Source organism: Hallella absiana (assembly GCF_025457485.1).
Taxonomy (GTDB): Bacteria; Bacteroidota; Bacteroidia; order Bacteroidales; family Bacteroidaceae; genus Prevotella; species Prevotella absiana.
Window position 1 is genome coordinate 12685 of the sequence record NZ_JAMXSP010000028.1, and the last position, 20371, is coordinate 33055.

Annotated in this window: 14 protein-coding genes and 1 pseudogene; 10 read left to right on the forward strand and 5 right to left on the reverse strand. The window is 52.2% G+C overall.

Annotation, left to right across the window (positions count from 1 at the left end; genetic code table 11):
- The first annotated feature begins 82 nt into the window (after positions 1-82).
- A complete protein-coding gene (locus NG346_RS11745) occupies positions 83-4084 on the forward strand; it encodes a hybrid sensor histidine kinase/response regulator transcription factor (RefSeq protein ID WP_262280947.1) in 4002 nt (1333 codons plus the stop codon).
- 278 nt (positions 4085-4362) lie between these two features.
- On the opposite strand, the gene trxA is transcribed toward NG346_RS11745, so the two are convergent.
- The 3 genes from trxA to dnaE all read right to left on the reverse strand — a co-directional run bounded on the left by trxA (position 4363) and on the right by dnaE (position 9250).
- Positions 4363-4683 (reverse strand): thioredoxin, encoded by a 321-nt coding sequence (gene trxA, locus NG346_RS11750; protein ID WP_154534163.1) that lies wholly within the window; start codon positions 4681-4683, stop codon positions 4363-4365.
- A 259-nt stretch (positions 4684-4942) separates the two neighbouring features.
- On the reverse strand, positions 4943-5356 hold the full coding sequence (gene tsaE / locus NG346_RS11755; protein WP_154534164.1) for a tRNA (adenosine(37)-N6)-threonylcarbamoyltransferase complex ATPase subunit type 1 TsaE: 414 nt from the start codon (positions 5354-5356) through the stop codon (positions 4943-4945).
- A gap of 174 nt (positions 5357-5530) precedes the next feature.
- Positions 5531-9250: a DNA polymerase III subunit alpha gene (gene dnaE, locus NG346_RS11760; RefSeq protein ID WP_262280946.1), complete on the reverse strand. Its 3720-nt coding sequence runs from the start codon at positions 9248-9250 to the stop codon at positions 5531-5533.
- A gap of 174 nt (positions 9251-9424) precedes the next feature.
- Here dnaE and NG346_RS11765 point away from each other — a divergent pair, with 174 nt between their 5' ends.
- The 9 genes from NG346_RS11765 to rbr all read left to right on the forward strand — a co-directional run bounded on the left by NG346_RS11765 (position 9425) and on the right by rbr (position 17899).
- Positions 9425-10117, forward strand: a complete 693-nt coding sequence (locus NG346_RS11765) for a phosphatidylserine decarboxylase family protein (protein WP_262280945.1) — start codon at positions 9425-9427, stop codon at positions 10115-10117.
- Positions 10118-10250: 133 nt separating this feature from the next.
- Positions 10251-10967, forward strand: a complete 717-nt coding sequence (locus NG346_RS11770; protein WP_262280944.1) for a CDP-alcohol phosphatidyltransferase family protein — start codon at positions 10251-10253, stop codon at positions 10965-10967.
- Between the two features lie 12 nt (positions 10968-10979).
- Positions 10980-11351, forward strand: coding sequence for a DMT family protein (locus NG346_RS11775; protein WP_262280943.1), 372 nt, complete (start codon positions 10980-10982; stop codon positions 11349-11351).
- Positions 11352-11399: 48 nt separating this feature from the next.
- Entirely contained in the window at positions 11400-11858 is a 459-nt protein-coding gene (locus NG346_RS11780; RefSeq protein WP_262280942.1) for a peroxiredoxin, read from the forward strand.
- Positions 11859-11927: 69 nt separating this feature from the next.
- Positions 11928-12470, forward strand: a complete 543-nt coding sequence (locus tag NG346_RS11785; protein ID WP_262280941.1) for a hypothetical protein — start codon at positions 11928-11930, stop codon at positions 12468-12470.
- A gap of 73 nt (positions 12471-12543) precedes the next feature.
- The gene (locus NG346_RS11790) at positions 12544-13974 is read left to right on the forward strand and encodes a Na+/H+ antiporter NhaC family protein (protein WP_262280940.1); all 1431 of its coding nucleotides are present in this window, start codon (positions 12544-12546) and stop codon (positions 13972-13974) included.
- 63 nt (positions 13975-14037) lie between these two features.
- Positions 14038-15003 carry a hypothetical protein gene (locus NG346_RS11795; RefSeq protein WP_262280939.1) on the forward strand — a complete coding sequence of 322 codons (966 nt, stop codon included), beginning with the start codon at positions 14038-14040 and terminating at the stop codon, positions 15001-15003.
- The gene (locus NG346_RS11800; RefSeq protein ID WP_262280938.1) at positions 14981-17215 is read left to right on the forward strand and encodes a hypothetical protein; all 2235 of its coding nucleotides are present in this window, start codon (positions 14981-14983) and stop codon (positions 17213-17215) included. Before NG346_RS11795 ends, NG346_RS11800 begins: the two co-directional genes overlap by 23 nt.
- A gap of 141 nt (positions 17216-17356) precedes the next feature.
- Positions 17357-17899, forward strand: coding sequence for a rubrerythrin (gene rbr / locus NG346_RS11805; protein WP_262280937.1), 543 nt, complete (start codon positions 17357-17359; stop codon positions 17897-17899).
- Between the two features lie 187 nt (positions 17900-18086).
- Here rbr and NG346_RS11810 read toward each other — a convergent pair.
- Together NG346_RS11810 and ald are read right to left on the reverse strand one after the other, a co-directional pair.
- Positions 18087-18372, reverse strand: a pseudogene (locus NG346_RS11810) (transposase); the annotation flags it as partial.
- Positions 18373-18787: 415 nt separating this feature from the next.
- Positions 18788-19876: an alanine dehydrogenase gene (gene ald / locus NG346_RS11815; RefSeq protein ID WP_262280956.1), complete on the reverse strand. Its 1089-nt coding sequence runs from the start codon at positions 19874-19876 to the stop codon at positions 18788-18790.
- Positions 19877-20371 lie beyond the last annotated feature (495 nt).

A 20371-nucleotide genomic window follows, 5' to 3' on the forward strand; every position in this document is an offset into this window, starting at 1 on the left:
TTCTTTTTCGTCCCGTTCATCGTTATAGATTTTGTCAATTCCATTTATTTTTGTAACTTTACGGACGCAAAGACTCCTTAACATGAACTGTTATCAACGACTGAAAACTATATGGATTTTAACGCTATTGCTGACCGGCTGCCTCCCTGCCCGCGCGCAGGACGAGGTGCCACACTTTTTCCGACTGACCTACAACAACGGACTGTCGGACAACAAGGTCAACTGTATCCTTAAAAGTCACGAAGGATACATTTGGGCAGGCACGCCACAAGGCCTCAACCGCTATGACGGCTTTCGCATACGAACCTTTTACGCCAACCCCAAAGACGCCCGCACGCTACCCGACAACAACATTCTCAACCTCTACGAGGATGCTGAGGGACAACTGTGGGCCAACACGCCGGCAGGACACTGCCGCTTCAATCCTAAGACAGAACAAGTCAACAGAAACACTGACCAATGGTTGCATCAGCACCATGTCGGCGGGCATTTGCTGATGATGGACACTGACGAAAAACATAATCTCTGGATTTTGGCGATCAATCCTAACAAGCTCTACTACTATGATTTTCAGCGGTGCCACGCAACGGCGATGAAGGTGAGCCCACGACAGCTCAACAATATCAACTCCATCCATGCCGAGGAGAAAGGATTATGTCTGGTCTACAGCAGCGGCGCCATGGCGTGGGTCGACCGCAATAGCGGCACGATAGCATGGACTGACCACTACATTCCCAACCACGACGCCACACCCAACCAGCATTATCACACCATCTGCGACCGGCAGGGCAACCGATGGGCTTGGGCCGAAAACAAAGCCTACTGCTACCAACGCGGTACTCACGCATGGAGACTCGTCTACGACAGACCAGTCAACGACGTGGCCTTGGACCACGGGGGGCATGTGCTGCTCGCCACAGACCACAACGGACTGGTCATGCTCGACAAGAAGGGAAAGGAGTTGAATCATTGGCTCAACCTCCCTACCGACTCCCGCTCGTTGTCGGACAACACGCTGCAATGCCTCTATGTCGACGATCACGACGCCCTGTGGATCGGCTTCTACCGCATGGGCATGGCCGTGCGCGCCACACAGCATAGCCTCTTTGAACTCATCCCCCTGGGCGACATCTGCACAATGACACAGGGACGCGACGGCTATATCTGGCTCGGCACCAACGACAACGGCATCTGGAGATATGATCTGAAGAAAGACCTCCGGCACATCTCTCCCGCACAAAGCGGACTCTCATCCGAGGTCATCGTCGCAGCCCTGACCGACAAGGACGGCAGCCTATGGTTCGGATCCTATCAGGGCGGACTCGCCCACCTCAAAGACGGCAGATGGACCACCTACCGGCAACACAACTCCCAGCTTGCCATCAACAGCGTATGGGCGCTGGCACAACTGCATGATGGAAGTATCGCCATCGCCACGCTCGGTGGCGGACTACAGATTCTGGACTGCCAAAGCGGTAAGTTCACCACCTACAACACCCGCAACAGCAACATCACCTCTGACTACCTCTCCAGTCTGTCGGTGGCTGCCGACGGCACCCTGGCCATCGGACACTCACAGGGCATCTCGCTGCTCCGCCCGGGAAAGCACAGATTTCAGAACATCGGACAGTCTGGAGACCCGAAAGGCAACAAACTCACAAGTCTGTCTGTCAACCAAGTACTCTACGACACCAATGCCCGACTGTGGATTGCCAACACTTCCGGACTGAACGTCCTTGAGCCCAACGGACAACAGCTCAACGAGGTGAACCTGCAAAACCAAAATTCCCATACCGAGGTCTGTGCACTCGCCGAGGACCACTACCATAACATCTGGGCCAGCACGAGTAACGGCCTCATGCGCATCTCGGTCCAACAAAGTAAAGACGGCAGCCGGTACCTTGTCACACCTTACGGTCATGCAGGTGGCTTGCAAAACCGATTGTTCAACAAACGGTCCATTCTCTGCCTGCGCGACGGCCGCGTACTTGTGGGTGGCATCGACGGCATCAACATCGTACTGCCCTGGAAAGCCCGACAGCAACAAAGCAAAGCACATCTGATCTTCAGTGGCCTGACGCTCTTTGACCATGTCGTGGGCGTGGGTGACTCGATCAATGGACACGTAGTCCTCACGCAGTCGCTCAACAGCCTGCGCAAGCTGGTACTCAACCACGACGAAAACACATTTACCATACAACTGGCCACGACACTCGCAGGACAGCAGACTCAGCCACAGATACTCTATCGTCTTCGTGGTGAGGAAAAGCAGTGGTCTGTCGCGTCCGGCAATGATCCCTGTGTGCATCTGACCAATCTCTCTCCAGGAAAATACACCTTGGAAGTCAGACTGACCGATGCCAACGGCCTGCCCTCACAGCAGATTGAACAGATGAGCATTGTGATCCGACAACCATTTTACCTGCAACCATGGGCACTGCTCATCTATCTGACGTTGGCAGTCTTGGCTGTTTGGAACGGACGCAGAAGGTGGAGACTACGCAGAACGAATGAGTTGGAGAAAATGGAACTCAAGAAGCAAAAAGAGATCGAAGAGGCCAAGATGGTCTTCTTCACCAATATCAGCCACGAGCTGCGCACTCCACTGACTCTCATCATTGCGCCCATAGAGAGCATGATGAAGCAAAACTACGACACGGCAACGCTCCATAGGCTTCACCTCATCAACCGCAATGCACACCAACTGCTGATGATGGTCAACAAAATGCTGGACCTCAGACGCATCATGCGAGGAAAAGAAAAGATTGCTCTCAGCACGGGCGACCTGATCACTTTCGTGCATGAGCTGTGCGAACCGTTTGCCTCGCTGTCAGAAAAAGCCATCACGCTGACGTTCCATACCGACGTGGCCCGACTCACACTGGCGTTTGACAAAGGTAAAGTAGACAGGATGGTCACCAACCTGCTGTCAAATGCCTATAAGTTCACGCCACAAGGTGGGCGCGTCGACGTCACCATCAGCCTTGAGGACCATCGCCAGGTGATCATCAGCGTGGCGGACAACGGGCCGGGAATCAGCGACCAGGACAAGGCTCATCTCTTTGAGCGCTTCTATCAAGGAGAGGATGGCAAGGAACAGATGGGCAGCGGCATCGGACTCAACCTGTCATGGGAATATGCCAAAATGCTTGGCGGAACCATCAAGGTGGAGGACAACAAGGGAGGGGGCACACGCTTCACCATCGTGCTGCCGGCAAAAGATTTGCAAGTGGAGGGAGACGGATATGTCCAGGCCCTGGGCAACGCCGGCATGGCGCAAGACTCTTTTGCTGTTTGTAACACTGCCGACAGTGAACGATCTGACACTAATGAGCATCAGCCCACACTGCTACTCGTCGACGACAATCCCGACTTTCTCAACTTTCTCAAAACAGAACTGCAAGCCTCCTATCGGATTCTCTGCTCTGTAAACGGCAAGCTGGCACTCGAGGTCATCCATCATGAGATGCCCGACCTGGTGATCACCGATGTGATGATGCCAGAGATGGATGGTAACGAACTGTGCCGGCAAATTAAGGGAAACGACCGAACACATCATCTGCCCGTGATGATGCTCACCGCAAGACTGGCCGATGAGAATGAAATCGAGAGCCGCGAATGCGGGGCCGACGACTATATCAAGAAGCCATTCAGCATGGACCTCTTCAAACTGCACATCGACCAGTTGCTCAAACAAGGACGCATCGTCGACAACGGCAAAGTAGATCCAAAGATCAGCAAACCAACGATCACACCACAGGATGAGGTTTTTATCGACAAGGCGACACTCTACGTCGAGGAACATCTCAGCGACTCGGAACTCACCGTGGAGCAGATGAGTGATGACCTGGCCATGAGCCGTGTGCAACTCTATCGGCGACTGGTCAGCGTGACGGGCAAGACACCAAGCGAATTCATACGCCTCGTACGACTGCGCCATGCTGAACGATTGCTGGTGCAAAGCCAGTTGAGCATCGCTGAGATCAGCTACAAGGTGGGCTTCTCTTCCACCCGCTACTTCTCGCGATGCTTCAAGGATCTCTATGGCTACCTGCCTTCGAAATACAAGAAGAATGCGGAGTAAGCCCTTTCACGAATATACATTGTCTTGGAGTTTGACGCTCCGCTATGCGGAATAAAGAAGATCAACGAATATAAAGAATATGAATATGTAACTCTCTATACGATCGACACGATATCAATAATATTCTTTATATTCGAGTATATTCTTAATTTCATCGATGATGGAACGTTAACAGCCCAAAAGATGCTCGTGAACTCTATACACGATGAACAAAAAAGAGGAGAGCACCCCGTAGGCTGCTCTCCTCTATCTCTTTTCTTTGGCTTGCCGCCAATCGTTTACTTTTCCAACAGAGCCTTGAACTTCTCCTCGAACTTGTCCTTGGAGGCTGCACCGACAAACTTGTCGACGAGCTGACCGCCCTTGAAGAACAGCACGGTAGGAATGTTGCGCACGCCAAACTCCATGGCGATGTCGTCGTTCTCTTCAACGTCGCACTTGCCGACAACAAGCTTGCCGTCGTACTCCTGTGCCAGCTCAGAGATGATCGGAGCCACCATACGGCAGGGACCGCACCATGTTGCCCAGAGATCTACTACCAATGGCAGCTCGCCATTTTTATAAGTCTCGAAATTCTTGGTTGTAATTTCTACTTCCATTGCTTTACCTTTCTATTTTGTAACGTGATTAATTCTGTTTGCAAAATTAAACAATAAAGTTGAGAATCCCAAACTTTTCAAACAAAAGATAAAACGGCTCTAAAAACCTTAAAAGCCACTCGCGGACAAAGGATCCGACAGACACTGCACGGAAGAAGACTGACGCGACACGAAAGAAGGCTGCCGCGGCACTGGCATCTGCCATCTCTAAGCCAGAGTCCCACGCAGAGATGACAGCAGTGGCCGCGCAAGCGCACACTTAGAAGGTGACGAGACGTGAGCCGTCGGGTTGCTCAGCGATCGTGACCTTCACGGCATCGCCGGGCAGGATGTCCTCGATGAGCTCCGGCCACTCCAGGAAGCAGAGCGCACCACTATAGAAGTAGTCTTCGTAGCCCATGTCGTAGACCTCCTCCAACTTCTTGATGCGATAGAAGTCGAAATGGTAGATGAGCTCGTCGGTCGTGGAAGAACGATACTCGTTGACAATGGCGAATGTGGGGGAAGTGATGACGTCCTCTACACCCAACTCTTCACAGATGGCTTTGATGAAAGTGGTCTTTCCCGCTCCCATCTTGCCGTAGAAGGCAAACACGGTGTGCTCGCCCATGGCTTTGATAAACTCACGAGCCGCCTCGCGGATCGTGTCCAGTGATTGAATCTTTATCTCCATAATGATAAATCTATGTTCTTTTCTTCGTTATATCATATATATATGTATAAGGTATTCCGCATGTATTGATAAGTTACCCGGTATGTATATATAAAGGTATACGGTAACATTTATACATTATTATTTATACACTCTACATTATACATTATTTATACACTCTACATTATACATTCCTCAGTTGAGCACCAGCGTCATGTCCTGCCGCCCGTCGACATACTCGACAAGTTGCTTGCCCACTTCCACGCGCTTGGTGGTAGCGCGAAGGAGCAACTTGGTGCCCGTCTCCTCGTCGTCGACATTGAAGTAGAGCTCTGTCCTGCCCGGTTTTTCGTCGACCAGCGAGAGCAGGTCGCTGACCGTTGCCTCGTCGAGAGCCTTGCTCTTGACAGAAATCGTCAGCCGGTTGATGCGTGTGTCCTTGACTTTGGCGAGGAACTCCACGCTCACCACGTTGAAGCTGTAGTATTGGCTTGTCGGGAAACGCTTGAAGCACTTGGCAATGACATACACCGGCGAGCCCTCCTTGAACCATCCTTGCCAGCGCGCCCAATCGTCGCCGAAGAGAGCAAGCTCTCCCGGCCCCTCGAAATCTTCTATAGTTACTATACCGAAAGGCTCGCCACGCTTGTTGTAGCGCGTGTTGACTTTGGTGACCATTCCACCGAAAGTCAGTTCACCCCGCTGTGAGAGTTCCTCACGGTTGTCGCGGTTGCCGACTTCTGCGCAACTGGTATTGCACAGATGGCGCAGTACGATGGCGTATTCATCCAGCGGATGTGCACTGAGATAGATGCCGACGAGCTCTTTCTCCTTGCCCAAGCGCTCGATAGAGCTCCACGGCTCTGCCTTGGGCAACGGCGGCGTGGCCACGGCAATATCGCCGGCCATGGCTCCGAAGAGCGAGTTGGCAGCCTGGCTCTTATCCTCCTGGTATTGCTGGCCGAAGCGCACGATGAGGTCGAGGAAAATCTCTCCCTTGGCGTTGGGTGCCAGATACTGCTCGCGCTGATTGCCGAAACAGTCGAAGCCACCGCTGAGCGCCAGACTCTCAAAAGCCTTGCGGTTGACATCCTTCAGGCTGACGCGCTCGGCAAAGTCGTAGATATCTTTATAAGGTCCGTTGGCTTCCCGCTCCCTGACAATGGCGGCGGCAGCGCCGGCACCCATGCCCTTGATAGCAGAGAGGCCAAAACGGATCTCACCATTTTTGTTCACACCAAACTGCACATAGCTCTCGTTGACATCAGGTCCCAGTGTCGGGATGTTCATCGACTTGCATTCCTCCATGAGCTTGGTGATCTCGCCGATGTCGCTGTGGCGGCGTGTCATCAGGGCAGCCATGTATTCTGCCGGGTAGTGAGCCTTGAGATAGGCGGTCTGGTAGGCCACCCAGGAGTAGCAGGTGGCGTGAGACTTGTTGAAAGCATAGGAAGCGAACTTCTCCCAGTCTGACCATATCTTCTCCAGCACCTTCGGGTCGTGACCGTTCTTCTGACCGCCTTCGAGAAAGAGCGGCTTCATCTGGTCGACGATCTTCTTCTTTTTCTTACCCATGGCCTTACGCAGGGCATCGCTCTGTCCACGCGTGAAGTTGGCCAGCTGACGCGAGAGAAGCATCACCTGCTCCTGATAGACAGTGATACCGTAGGTGTCCTTGAGGTATTTCTCCATGCAAGGAATGTCGTAGGTGATCGGCTCCTGACCGTTCTTGCGGGCAATGAACGAAGGGATATAGTCCATTGGTCCCGGACGGTAAAGAGCGTTCATAGCGATCAAGTCCTCAAAAACCGTCGGCTTCAGCTCACGCAGGTATTTCTGCATACCTGGCGACTCAAACTGGAAAGTACCGATGGTGCGTCCCTGCTGATAGAGTTTATAGGTGAGATCATCGTCGATGGGGATGTTGTCGAGGTCGATGACGTCGCCCGTCGTCTGCTTGATGACCTTACAAGCCTCCTTCAACTCAGAGAGCGTCTTCAGTCCGAGGAAGTCCATCTTGATCAGTCCGGTGGACTCGATGACGTGTCCGTCGTATTGCGTGACGGCGCATTTCAGTCCCGGGAAGTCGGGGTCGTCGGCTGTGGACACGGGAACCCAGTCACTGATCGGGTCCCGGCAGATGATGAAACCGCATGCATGAAGGCCGGTGCCACGGATGGTACCCTCGAGCTGACGGGCATATTTGATGGTGTTGCGCTCACGGGGATCGGGCGAAGCCATTGCCTCGCGCAGCTCCGGCGTGCACTTGATGGCATTCTCGAGATTCATCTTCATGCCGTCGGGCAGTCGGTCGGGGATAGCTTTCTTCAATGCGTTGGCCTTCTCCAAGGGGAGTTTCTCCACACGCGCCACGTCGGCGAGTGAGTTCTTCGTGGCCATACTGCCATAGGTGATGATGTGGGCACAGTTCTCGTGCCCGTATTTGTCCATGACCCAACGGAGCACCTTGCCACGCCCGTCGTCGTCGAAGTCGGTATCAATATCCGGTAGGTTGACACGATCGGGGTTGAGGAAACGCTCAAACAGCAAGTCGTATTTCAGCGGGTCTATCTTGGTGATACCCAGACAATAGGCGACAACAGAGCCGGCGGCAGAGCCACGTCCTGGTCCCACCCACACGCCGAGCTCGTTGCGGGCGGCATTGATGAAGTCCTGCACGATGAGGAAGTAGCCTGGGAAACCCATCGTCTTCATCACATGCAACTCGAAGTTGATATGCTCCTTGACGTTGTCGGGCAGCGGATCGCCGTAGCGTTTCTTCGCACCGTCATAGGCGAGCTTGGCCAGATAGTCGGCCTCGAACTTGATGCGGTAGATCTTGTCGTAGCCGCCGAGTCGGTCGATGACGGCCTGCGCCTTGTCGGGAGGCAACGGATTCTCGCCGTGCTCATCGGTAGTGAACTCTTTGAAGAGTTGCTCCTCGGTGAATTTCTTGTGCCATTCCTCTTCCGTACCGAAGCTCTCAGGGATGGGGAAGAACGGCATGATGGGTCCGTGGTCGATACTGTAGATCTCTACCTTATTGAGAATCTCCTGCGTGTTGCGCAACGCCTCGGGCACATCGCTGAAGATGTCGTTCATCTCCTGCTGTGTCTTAAACCACTCCTGCTTGGTATAGAGCATACGGGTGGGATCATCAAGATCCTTTCCGGTGGCCAGACAGAGCAGGTGGTCGTGGGCCTCAGCGGTGTCTTTGTCCTCGAAGTGGCAGTCGTTGGTGCATACGAGCTTGATGCCTTCTTCCTTTGCGATCTTCATCAGCACGGCATTGGCACGCTGCTGCAAGGGGAAGGTATCGCGGTTGGCACGGATGTTAGGGTCTTTGACCTCATGGCGCTGCAACTCGAGATAGTAGTCATCACCAAAGACCCGGTGGTACCAGCGGGCAGCTTCCTTGGCACCCTCGATGTCGCCTTTGAGTATCTTGGCAGGCACCTCGCCGGCAATACACGCCGAGCAGACGATCAGATCCTCGTGGTATTTCTCCAAGTCGTAGCGGTCGGTACGTGGCCGGTAATAGTATCCGTCGGTCCAGGCGCGGCTGACGAGCTTGATGAGATTCTTATATCCGTGGTAGTTCTTTGCCAAGACGATGAGGTGATAGCCCGACTTGTCGCCGGCATCCTTGTTCTTGTCCTCCTTGTGATGGTGCGCTACATACATCTCACAGCCAAAGATAGGCTTGAACGGCTCCAGTCCGTCGGCCTTGCGCTGCTTGTTGACACCGGCACAATAGTCCGAGAACTCCTTGATGCCATACATCACGCCGTGGTCGGTAATGGCCATGCCCTTCATGCCGTCCTTGATGGCTTTATCGACCAGGTGAGGCACCTTGGACTGACCGTCAAGTATGGAATAATGAGTATGTACGTGCAAATGAACGAAATCTTCCATCAATTCTTCTCTTTGAAAGTAAAAAAGCTTATCATGTGCTTAATCCGAGTGTAAAGTTACGCCTAAAAAGCGAGACAGCCAAAAGTAGCGTATAAAAAATTTGTAGGAGTGATAAAAAAGAATTAACTTTGCAAGCAACTGAAAAGAAAAACCGAAAACTCTCTTAGAGCAAACATGGGAAAAAAGATACAGAAACTAAAGAAAATACGCATACACCGTGAGGGCAATGACACATTGCTCTACGGACTCATCTTCATCATTGCCGCCGGAGCCGCACTATGGTACGGCTTTGACACGAAATGGCCGTTTTGGCTGTTCATCGTTGTCTTTGGTGTTGTCTATGGCATCGTCTTTAATTTCTACCAGTGTCCGGTGAGATACCTCAACGTGGAAGACACCGACAAGATCGTCGTGGCTCCCGCTGACGGTAAGATCGTGGTGATCGAAGAGGTAGAGGAGAATGAGTATTTCCATGACAAGCGGTTGATGATCAGTATCTTCATGAGTCTCTTCAACGTACACGCCAATTGGTTCCCAGTCGACGGAAAGGTGAAGTTTGTCAAGCATCAGAACGGCAACTACCACAAGGCTTGGCTGCCAAAGGCCAGCGAAGAGAACGAGCGCGCTGACACAATGATCACGACAGAGCACGGTGTCGACGTGCTGTGCCGCCAAATTGCCGGTGCTGTGGCCCGCCGCATCGTCACCTACGCCAAGGAGGGGGAAGACTGCTATATCGACGAGCACTTGGGATTCATCAAGCTCGGCTCACGTGTGGATGTCTTCCTGCCATTGGACAGCAAAGTGATGGTGAAGATGGGACAGAAGACAACGGGCGACCAGACGATCCTCGCAAAGCTGCCCTAAATAATGTATAATGTATAGTGTATAAATTATAATGTATAATGTACAGTGCATAAATAATAATTATATTGTCACTGAATGTACAGTATATATAATAAGGAGTATATCACACTGACAAACAGATTTTGTATTCACTATGAATATCAAGAAACATATCCCCAACACGCTGACTTGTTGCAACCTCATCTCGGGTTGCATCGCTACGTGCTTTGCTTTTTTCCACGACCCGGAACTGGCATTGCTGTGGATTATCATCGGGGCCGTTTTTGATTTCTTCGATGGTATGAGCGCGCGTCTGCTGCATGTGCCCTCACCAATCGGTAAGGAGTTGGACTCATTGGCCGACGATGTCACCTTCGGCGTGGCTCCCTCTACGATGCTGTTCTCCCAGTTGCTCGTGATGGACTATCCCTCTTGGCTTCAGCCAGTGAGCGACTATGTGGCTTTCGTGGCTTATGTCATGGCAGCCTTTTCGGCACTTCGTCTCGCCAAGTTCAATCTCGACGAGCGTCAGACCATGGGATTCATCGGACTGCCGACGCCTGCCAACGCTCTCTTCTGGGGTTCGCTGATCCTCAGTGCCAAGTATTGGGAGACGCTGTCGCCTTATATGTCCGTGGCTCTCATCGCCCTCATGCTCGTCAGCTCATGGCTGCTCATCGCCGAGATACCGATGTTCGCACTGAAATTTAAGCACTGGGGATGGAAGGGCAACGAGCTTCGCTACTCTTTCCTCATCACTTGTGTGCCGCTGCTGATCATCTTCCAGGAATACGCTTTCGCCATTATCATCGCATGGTACGTGGTACTCTCTGTCATCAGCGACGCCAAGAGTGCCACAAGCAACAAGTAAACGATAAAGGAAGTGTATCGGGGATTATCTACTATCGCATTGCTTTTGTGCAGCAATGTCTTTATGACTTTGGCGTGGTATGGCCATCTGAAACTGCAACAGGCACACATCAGTAACCACTGGCCACTGATCGGCGTCATCGTCTTTTCGTGGTGCATCGCCTTCTTCGAGTATTGTTGCCAGGTACCCGCCAACCGTATCGGCTTCCAAGGCGACGGCGGACCCTTCTCGCTCATACAGTTGAAAGTGATCCAGGAGTGTGTCTCGTTGATCGTCTTTGCCGTTATTGCGAACATACTCTTTCAGGGACAAAGCCTTCACTGGAACCATCTTGCGGCCTTCGCCTGCCTGATAGCAGCGGTGTACTTCGTGTTTATGAAATAACGGACTTCTGTTTGAAGATAGACAATAACACAATAACACATTATTATTATGGAAATAGGAGACAAACTGCCGGAGTTCCTGGGACTTGACCAGGACGGCAACGAAGTGAAGTTGAGCGACTTCCAAGGCAAGAAGCTCGTACTCTATATCTATCCGCGCGACTCCACGCCGGGATGCACCAACGAGGCTTGCAACCTGCGCGACAACTATCAGTCGATGCTCGACAAAGGTTATGCTGTCGTCGGCGTGAGCATTCAGAGTGCAGAGAGCCACAAGAAGTTCATCGCAAAATATAACCTGCCCTTCCCTCTCATCGCTGACACCGACAAGAAACTCGTGGAGACGCTCGGCGCCTACGGTGAGAAGAAGATGTACGGAAAGACCACCATGGGTACGTTCCGCACAACTTTCGTGACCGACGAGAACGGTGTGATCACCGAGATCTTCCGGCCGAAGCAAATCAAGGTGAAGGAACATGCACAACAGATCTTAGGCTCTGAAGCCTAAACAAAGCAACGGGAGGGAACTTACCCTCCCGATATTTGTTTCTATACAACAAAGAAAGGTTGCAAGACAATGGAAGAGAACAGAACGAAAGAATTTGAGGATACCTTTCATAAAGACCTCGCCTCGTATCTGGAGGCCCACGATCTCATCGACAAGCACTTTCCCGAAGCTCCGGACATCGAGGCTCTGTGGGCTACCATCGGCGAGAGTTATCTGACCGACGCACTGCGCGAATGGAACCACTACCCCACCGTGGCACTCGGATGGATGATGTATATCGGCATGGCGATTGCCTACTATTGGGACGAGGATTGGGAACGCTACAGCCATGTCCCCGACCTCTACAAGATGATGATACTCAACACTGACTTTGATCATCTCGACGACTACATCCGCCAGCAGGTTCTTCATCTCACGCCCGAACAAGGCGAGAAGCTACAGCAAACCGTCGGCGAGTGTGCCGCACGCACTTTCAACACGATCAGCCACCTGCATGTGGAGCCCGGCACGCCGGACGCTTTTCGGGTCTTCATTGCCGCGCTCCATGAGATGTACTTGATGGGGGCAGCCATGGAACTGAAGTCTTTGGGCTATCACATGGAGAAATGTTGATGGCAAGCCAACTCTTGATCCTGCACACAGCACTGATGCTATTCATCGTTCACTACAAAACACGCTACACCTTATGAGGTATGTACTCTCTCTTGCCCCCGTCGTCTTCCTGATGGCGTTTCTTGGCATTGTCATTCACGTCTACGGAACAGACGCGCTTTCCGGCGGCAGCCAGCTGGCACTGATACTCTCTACGGGAGTCTGCGGTCTGATCGCGGTATTAGGCTTCCATATTCCATGGAAGACATTGGAGACAGAGATCAACAAGTCCATCGGCAGCGTGGGAACAGCTATCGTCATCCTGCTGCTCATCGGCCTGCTCTCCGGCACATGGACTGTCAGCGGTGTGGTCCCCACGCTGATCTACTGGGGCATGAAGATCATCAATCCCTACGTCTTCCTGCTGTGCTGTTGTGTCATCAGTGGCTTTGTCTCTGTGATGACGGGCAGCTCCTGGACCACCGTGGCAACCATTGGCATTGCTCTCATGGGCATTGGCAAGGCACTTGGATTCAGCGATGGCTGGACTGCCGGAGCCATACTCTCCGGCGCCTATTTCGGTGATAAGATGTCGCCACTCTCCGACACTACAGTGCTGGCATCCAGTGTGGTGGGCACACCACTGTTCACACATATACGCTACATGACCATTACCACTGTGCCTGCCGTCGTCATCGCGCTGATCGTATATGCCGTCGCCGGACTCTTCGTAGCCGGTCATTCTGCCATCGACACCTCTGCTTTCACCCTGGCCTTACAAGGCAAATACAATCTCTCGCCATGGCTGCTCATCGTACCCGTAGCCACCGCACTGATGATCGCCCGCAAGCTTCCCGCGATCATCGTGCTCTTTGCCTCCTCTGTTCTGGCCGGACTCTTTGCCATCTTCTTCCAACCTCATATTCTCGCTGAGGTCATCGGTGCCCACGACACCACCGCGCTGACACTCTTCAAAGGCGTCATGCTCAGTGGTTTCGGTACTACTGCCGTACACACCGGCAACTCAGCTTGCGATGCCCTTCTTGCCACCCGTGGCATGCAGGGCATGATGGGCACAGTATGGCTGATCCTCTGTGCCATCTGCTTTGGCGGCGTCTTGAAGGCCAGCGGCATGCTTGCCAACATCATGCACCTGCTCCTGCCCCTGACGCGCACGCGTTTCGGACTGGTTGCCTCCACCGTCATCTCGGGTATCTTCTTCAACACCACCGTCGCCGACCAATATCTCTCTATCATGCTCAGCGCCAGCATGTACAAGAGCATCTATGAGAAAGAGGGCTTCGAGCCGCGTCTGCTCAGCCGTAGTATCGAGGACTCCAGTACGGTGACATCTGTGCTCGTGCCCTGGAGTACGTGCGGCATGACACAGTCATCGGTACTCAATGTGCCAACGCTCACCTATCTGCCCTACACCGTCTTCTGCTATCTCTGCCCGCTGATGAGCATGACGATTGCTGCCCTCGGCTTTAAGATTTACCGCAACGTAAGCAATACGGCAAAATAAGCCTTGGCTTTCTTTGCGGACTCATTTCTTTGTTATACCTTTGCGCCAGTAAAGTAATGATATATGAATGAGAAAAGACAGTTCGGTCTCTGTACGCTTCTGCTTGCGTCGCTTTTGATCGTGATGCTGGCTGGATGCCGACGAGAGGAGCACACAGCTCAGCCCCGGCGCTCCGTCTATTGCTGGCAGACGACATTCTCGCCCGACGACTCGACCGTGGCAGCATTCATCCGGCACGAGCGCGTTACCCATATCTATCTGCGATACTTCGACGTAGTGCTGACCAACGGCACGCCGATGCCCAACGCCAGTGTCAATGTGGTGGGGCGCGTGCCCAAAGGAGTGACGGTGACACCGGTGGTCTACATCACCAACGACTGCATGAAGGCAATAGGGCAAAACCATATTGAGGCAACGGACTTGGCCGAAAAGATCCTGCAACGCGTCAGACAGATGACAAGCACGCTACAGATCGGACCTGTCAACGAACTGCAGATCGACTGCGACTGGACCGTCAGCACACGACGCACCTACTTCGATTTTCTCTCTGTCCTGCGTGACTTGGCACACGAGCAACACTTGCAGTTGTCGACCACCATCCGCTTTCATCAGCTCACACAACCCGTGCCGCCTGCCGACCGCGGCGTGCTGATGGCATATAACACCGGCGACGTGCGCGACATCAGCAACCGCTACCCCATACTGAACATTGCCGACGTGAAGCCCTACCTGCGGCATCTCGCCACCTACCGCCTGCCCCTATCCACCGCCTACCCCATCTTCTCCTGGCGTGTGCTCTTCCGTGGCGGCCACTTCGTCGGCATTCTCCACAGCGACGACGACTATCCGATATTGCCGGGCGACAAGATCATCACGCGCGACACCGACCTGCGGCACATTCTCGAAGCGCATCAGACGATCAGCGAGCTGCGACCCGATGCTCACGACGAGATTATACTCTATGATTTACAAACCAACAACATAAAAAGATTCCAAGCTTCTGATTATGAAAAGATTTATCATCGTTAGCCTCCTGCTGATGACTGTCGGCAGATCGATGGCTTGCGTGCCGGAGAAACCCACCTATAACTATTACCTCATGTGCGTGGAGCCGACACAGCAACAGACTGACAGCAAACAGCTCAAAGCCATCAACGACTTTTGGAAACAGTACACCAACGGACGTGTTGAGGGCTATGTCGACGGTTGGGACAGCAAGACCAATACCGACGCGCCCACCTTCATCATGAAGCTGGCACGGCAGAAGAAGGACTATGAGATGGTGCGCTATCTCGGCTGGCTCAATAAATATCTCAAGATCAGCCGTGATCTCACCAACACCTGGGAATATCCCACCCGCGAGCAACTGCTGCGACGCAGGCAGGGACTCACGCAGATGCTCGCTGCCGCAAAGGCTTATCGTGGACGCCGTCTGCTGGCTCAATACCGCCTGCTCGCCATGCGCGCCAACATGCTCTTGGGCTACAACACCCAGAACATCAGCTACTGGAAGACCACGGCCAGCCGTATGCCACAGAGCGTCTACCGCGACATGATGGAGAACATCTATGCACGCGCACTGCTCAAGACCGGCAAACAGCGTGACGCGCTGGAGATCTATGCCCGTCAAAACGACCAGCAGAGCATGCGCTGGTGCGTGCGCCACTACCGCAATCTCAGTGGTATCAAGGCCATCTATGCCCGCGATGCCAACAGCCGTGTGCTGCCCTATCTCGTACAGGACTTTGTCAACAACATGCAGGAGACGCAGGATGTCTACACCCGTCCGTCGGCTTTCATCCCGGATGCCGACAAGGCCCGGTGGACCAAAAAGGAATATACCGAGGCCATCGAGGAAGTCGGTGCCCGCGCGATCTATCAAGATGAGGCACAAGCCTTCATCGCCTTCGCCGCACAAGTACTGAAAGAAGGCAAAACCACTACGCCGGCACTCTGGCACGAGGCCACGGGGGCACTGCAATTCCTCCTCGGCGACTATAGTGCAGCGAGAGCTTCGCTCGCCCGGGCCATCACTGCCGAAGGCACACAACGCATGCACGACAACGCCCGCGCCATCGCGGACATCAACAGCGTCTACACCGAGAAGATGGACGAACAGCAGCAAAGCCATCTTATCAAAGAGATCGAGTGGATGCGCAGCATGACCAAACTGGCAGAAACAAAGGACGAACAGGGCATCACCTACGTGACGGACACATATTTCGCCAACATGCTGCAACGCATGGTCTACAACCATCTCGTGCCCGAACTGCAAAAGCAGGGCAATGGCTTCCTCGCTCTCGCCATGCTCGCCAATATGGACAACCACGACAATGACGGCACGCTGCCAAGCATAAGAAAGCATGTGCCCACTTACTATCAACCGGCTAACAGCTACAACGACCTGCCGGACTGGTCGGGTGACTACTACGATGCTTTACAACATCTCACCGTCGACTCACTCAAACAATACGTCGCTTACCTCCACGCAACGCATACCGACAGTCCGCTCGCTGAGGCAGCCTGCAAGAGCAGTTACCTGAGCGACGACTACTACAACGATCTCATTGGTACACGTCTCATGGCTGCCGGCCATTTTGAAGAAGCGATACCATATCTTAAAAAGGTAAGCACCGACTTCATCTACAACTCAAATATCTGTGGATACATCGGGCGACGTAACTATCAGCGCCCGCGCTGGTTCGTGCATCAGGTCATCGCCGACACGTTGCAAACCGGTCCACGCTCCGTTGCCATCACCGGCAACCAGAAGCTCACCTTCTGCCAGGACATCACCAACTTGCAACACCGCTACCAAAACGCAAGCAGCGACACACTGCGTGCCCGCCTGGCTTACGATCTCGCCACACGACTCTATCAGGCCAGCTACGAAGGCGACTGCTGGTATCTCACCCATTACGACTGGAGCTGCCTGGACTCCGTGCGCACCGGCGACCGTGACCTGATTCTCGATGCCATCAACTATCTGGACGAGTGCTCACTCAAAGGCGACAAAAATATCCAGTTCAAGAGCCTCTACGCCTTGGCTTTCATCCGTCGTGACAACGCCGCAGAAGGCTATCCCTTCATCTATCCGGACGAGAAAATCAACTTCCAAAAGCAGACAAGACAGTATAAGGCTTTAACACAACTCGACAACTTCCTCACGCTCAATCCCGCCTATCAGTCAAACCCTTACGTCTCGCACTGCGATGTACTGCGGATGTTTCGTGAGCAGTAACCCATAATAGTCATTAACAATAGTTATGAAAGGTTAGTCGCATATTTTTTGGATATTCCGAAAAAGACGCTTAACTTTGCATTGTAACAATATAAACACAACACGTGGCAATGCCACACAACCATTAACATCAAAAACATTATGAAAGAACTGAAAGGAACAAAGACAGAGAAAAACCTCCAGGAGGCTTTCGCTGGTGAGAGCCAGGCACGTAACAAATACACTTACTTCGCTTCCAAGGCACGTAAGGATGGCTACGAGCAGATCGCTGCTATCTTCGAGGAGACCGCTCAGAACGAGAAGGAGCACGCCAAGCTGTGGTTCAAGTATCTCGAAGGCGGCGACATCAAGAGCACACGCGAGAACCTCAAGGCTGCTGCCGACGGCGAGAACTACGAGTGGACTGACATGTACGACCGCATGGCTAAGGATGCCGAGGAGGAAGGCTTCACAGAGCTCGCATACAAGTTCCGCGCTGTCGCTGCCATCGAGAAGACTCACGAGGAGCGCTATCGCAAGCTGTTGAAGAACATCGAGGATGCCCTCGTCTTCAGCCGCGACGGTGATGCCATCTGGGTTTGCCGCAACTGCGGACACGTCGTTGTTGGTCCTAAGGCTCCCGAGGTTTGCCCCGTCTGCAAGCATCCGCAGAGCTTCTTCGAGCTCAAGGCTGAGAACTTCTAAGCAAAGAAAGTTCCTACTGAAAGATAATAATAAAGGAGGGTGTATCATAATTAAGTTTTATGGTGCATCCTCTTTTCTTTTACAATGATAGTCGTAAAATTAGGATTAGGCCGACTTTTTAGTTAAAATTCCATTTTTCGCTGTTTCTAGAGTCGTCAGGACCGCAAGGAGGCAGAAATAGGCCGTATTAGCGGCTCCAAAAGGCTTTCCCTTGCCTTTTTTTATTGATTTTCGAGCACATTTTCTTTATGTTGAAAGCAATTGCAAAGAAAGCAAAATCCATCTTGACATTGTCCATACCGAAGTGCCTGAAGCGTTTGTAGTTCATGTCGTATTTCATCTGTCCGAAGACGGCCTCTGGCTCTATGCATTTTTCCCCTATATTTTATTCCTTCTTCCGAAGTAAGTCTTTCCGCGGCCTGCTTTCTGTATTTGGCAAGACGGTGGTTGACCTCGATGATCCTGTTGCCCTTGATTGAGTGGGTTTGAAGCTGCATTCTTGCGGGGTCGAAGCTATGTTCTTGCGGGGTCGAAGCTATGTTCCCAATGTTGTAACGCTATAGAAAAAGATCGTTCGCTACGCAGGGAATGATTAAAATCTACGCAGCGACCCATCATTTGTAAGGCAGTAAAAACAAGCGTTAAAAATCTTGCTAAATTTCTGTATAAACGTTTGTTGCAATATCTTTGTCAAGACGTTGAGGAAAAAGGATAATTTGTTTGGGATTGTAATCAAGAAAGTGTATTTTTGCCATGTAATTCGTTTATACCACAAAGATACTAAATTTTTGTGATATGACAAAGCCCCGGCTTGTGAAAGTCGAGGCTTTGTTTTAAAAAATAATACGAAAAAGAGGATGAACCAGAATTTTGATACACCCTTTTTTTTTATTTCAATCCCCACACATCAGCGATAGGTTTGAACACCACCTTGCCTTCAACGATGTTCAGGCCTTTGCGCAGGGCCGGATTGTCTTCACATGCTTTGCGCCAGCCCTTGTCAGCCAGCTGCAAAGCGTATTTCAACGTAGCGTTGGTCAGTGCCATGGTCGACGTGTTTGGCACTGCACCGGGGATGTTTGTCACGCAGTAATGCACGATGCCGTCTACGGTATAGACCGGTTCGGCATGTGTCGTCGGATGGGAAGTCTCAAAACAACCACCCTGGTCGATGGCCACATCGACCAATACCGTTCCGGGCTCCATCAGACTGAGCATGTCGCGTGTAATCAAATGGGGAGTCTTGTCACCGGGGATCAATACTGAGCCGATGACGATGTCTACATCGCGCAACTCCTGCCGGATGTTGTGCTCAGACGAGTAGAGTGTCGTCACATTAGCCGGCAACTCGATGCTCAGCTGACGCAGACGGGGCAAAGAAATGTCCGTGATCACCACATCAGCACCCATTCCAGCTGCCATGCGGGCAGCAGCCTCACCAACAGTACCTCCGCCAAGGACAAGCACCTTCGTCGGTTTCACGCCGGGCACACCACTGATGAGCTTCCCCTTTCCGCCTTTTGTCTTCTGAAGATAATAGGCACCATTGAGAACAGCCATACGTCCGGCTACCTCGCTCATCGGGCGCAGCAACGGCAGACTGTGGTCTGCTTCCTCCACCGTCTCGTAGGCCAGGCACACAGCACCGCTCTTGATCATAGCCTCAGTCAACGGCCGGTCACTGGCAAAATGGAAATAGGTGTAGACCAACTGGTCTTTGCGAATCAGCGCATACTCCGGTTCGATCGGTTCCTTGACCTTGATAATCATATCCGACTGGGCATAGACATCCTCGATCGTCGGCAGTATCTCAGCACCTACGTGCTCGTATGCCTCATCGGCGAAACCACTACCTTCTCCAGCCGTATGCTGTACGAAGACATGGTGACCGTGCTTAATCAACTCTGCGACACCGGCGGGAGTCATGCCTACACGACTCTCACCCTGCTTGATCTCTTTGGGAATTCCAATTTTCATCATAGCGAATTAGGCTTTAAGGAAAACGATTGGTTAAAAAACACATGCAATGACTTTCGTCACTTCACTTGCAAAAATAAGAGATTTGGAGATAGGATGTACCTTTGCCCACCTGCTTTTTTATTTATTTAACCAATAGGAACGGGCATTGCAACCAATAGAAATAAATCCTACAAAAAGTCCTCTACGGCAACTTGCATTATAGAGAAAGAAAAATCAAAAAACAAGGAGTTGAACGCCGGAAAAGCATTCCAAAAGTGAGAAAGCAGTGATTTCATTGTGTCATCTCGGTGATTTTACCTCATCAAATCACCGCTTTGATGAGGTAAAGTCACCGAGATGATCGAAAAAACTCTATAGAATTTCGTGAGAAAAAGCGGGTCAGTTGCAAAAGTCCGTGGATGCCTTAGGGGGAGGGCTAACCAAAATATATTGCCAAGTGGTATACGAAGAAAGGAATAAAGTTTGTACCTTTGCCACATGACAAAGACAAAT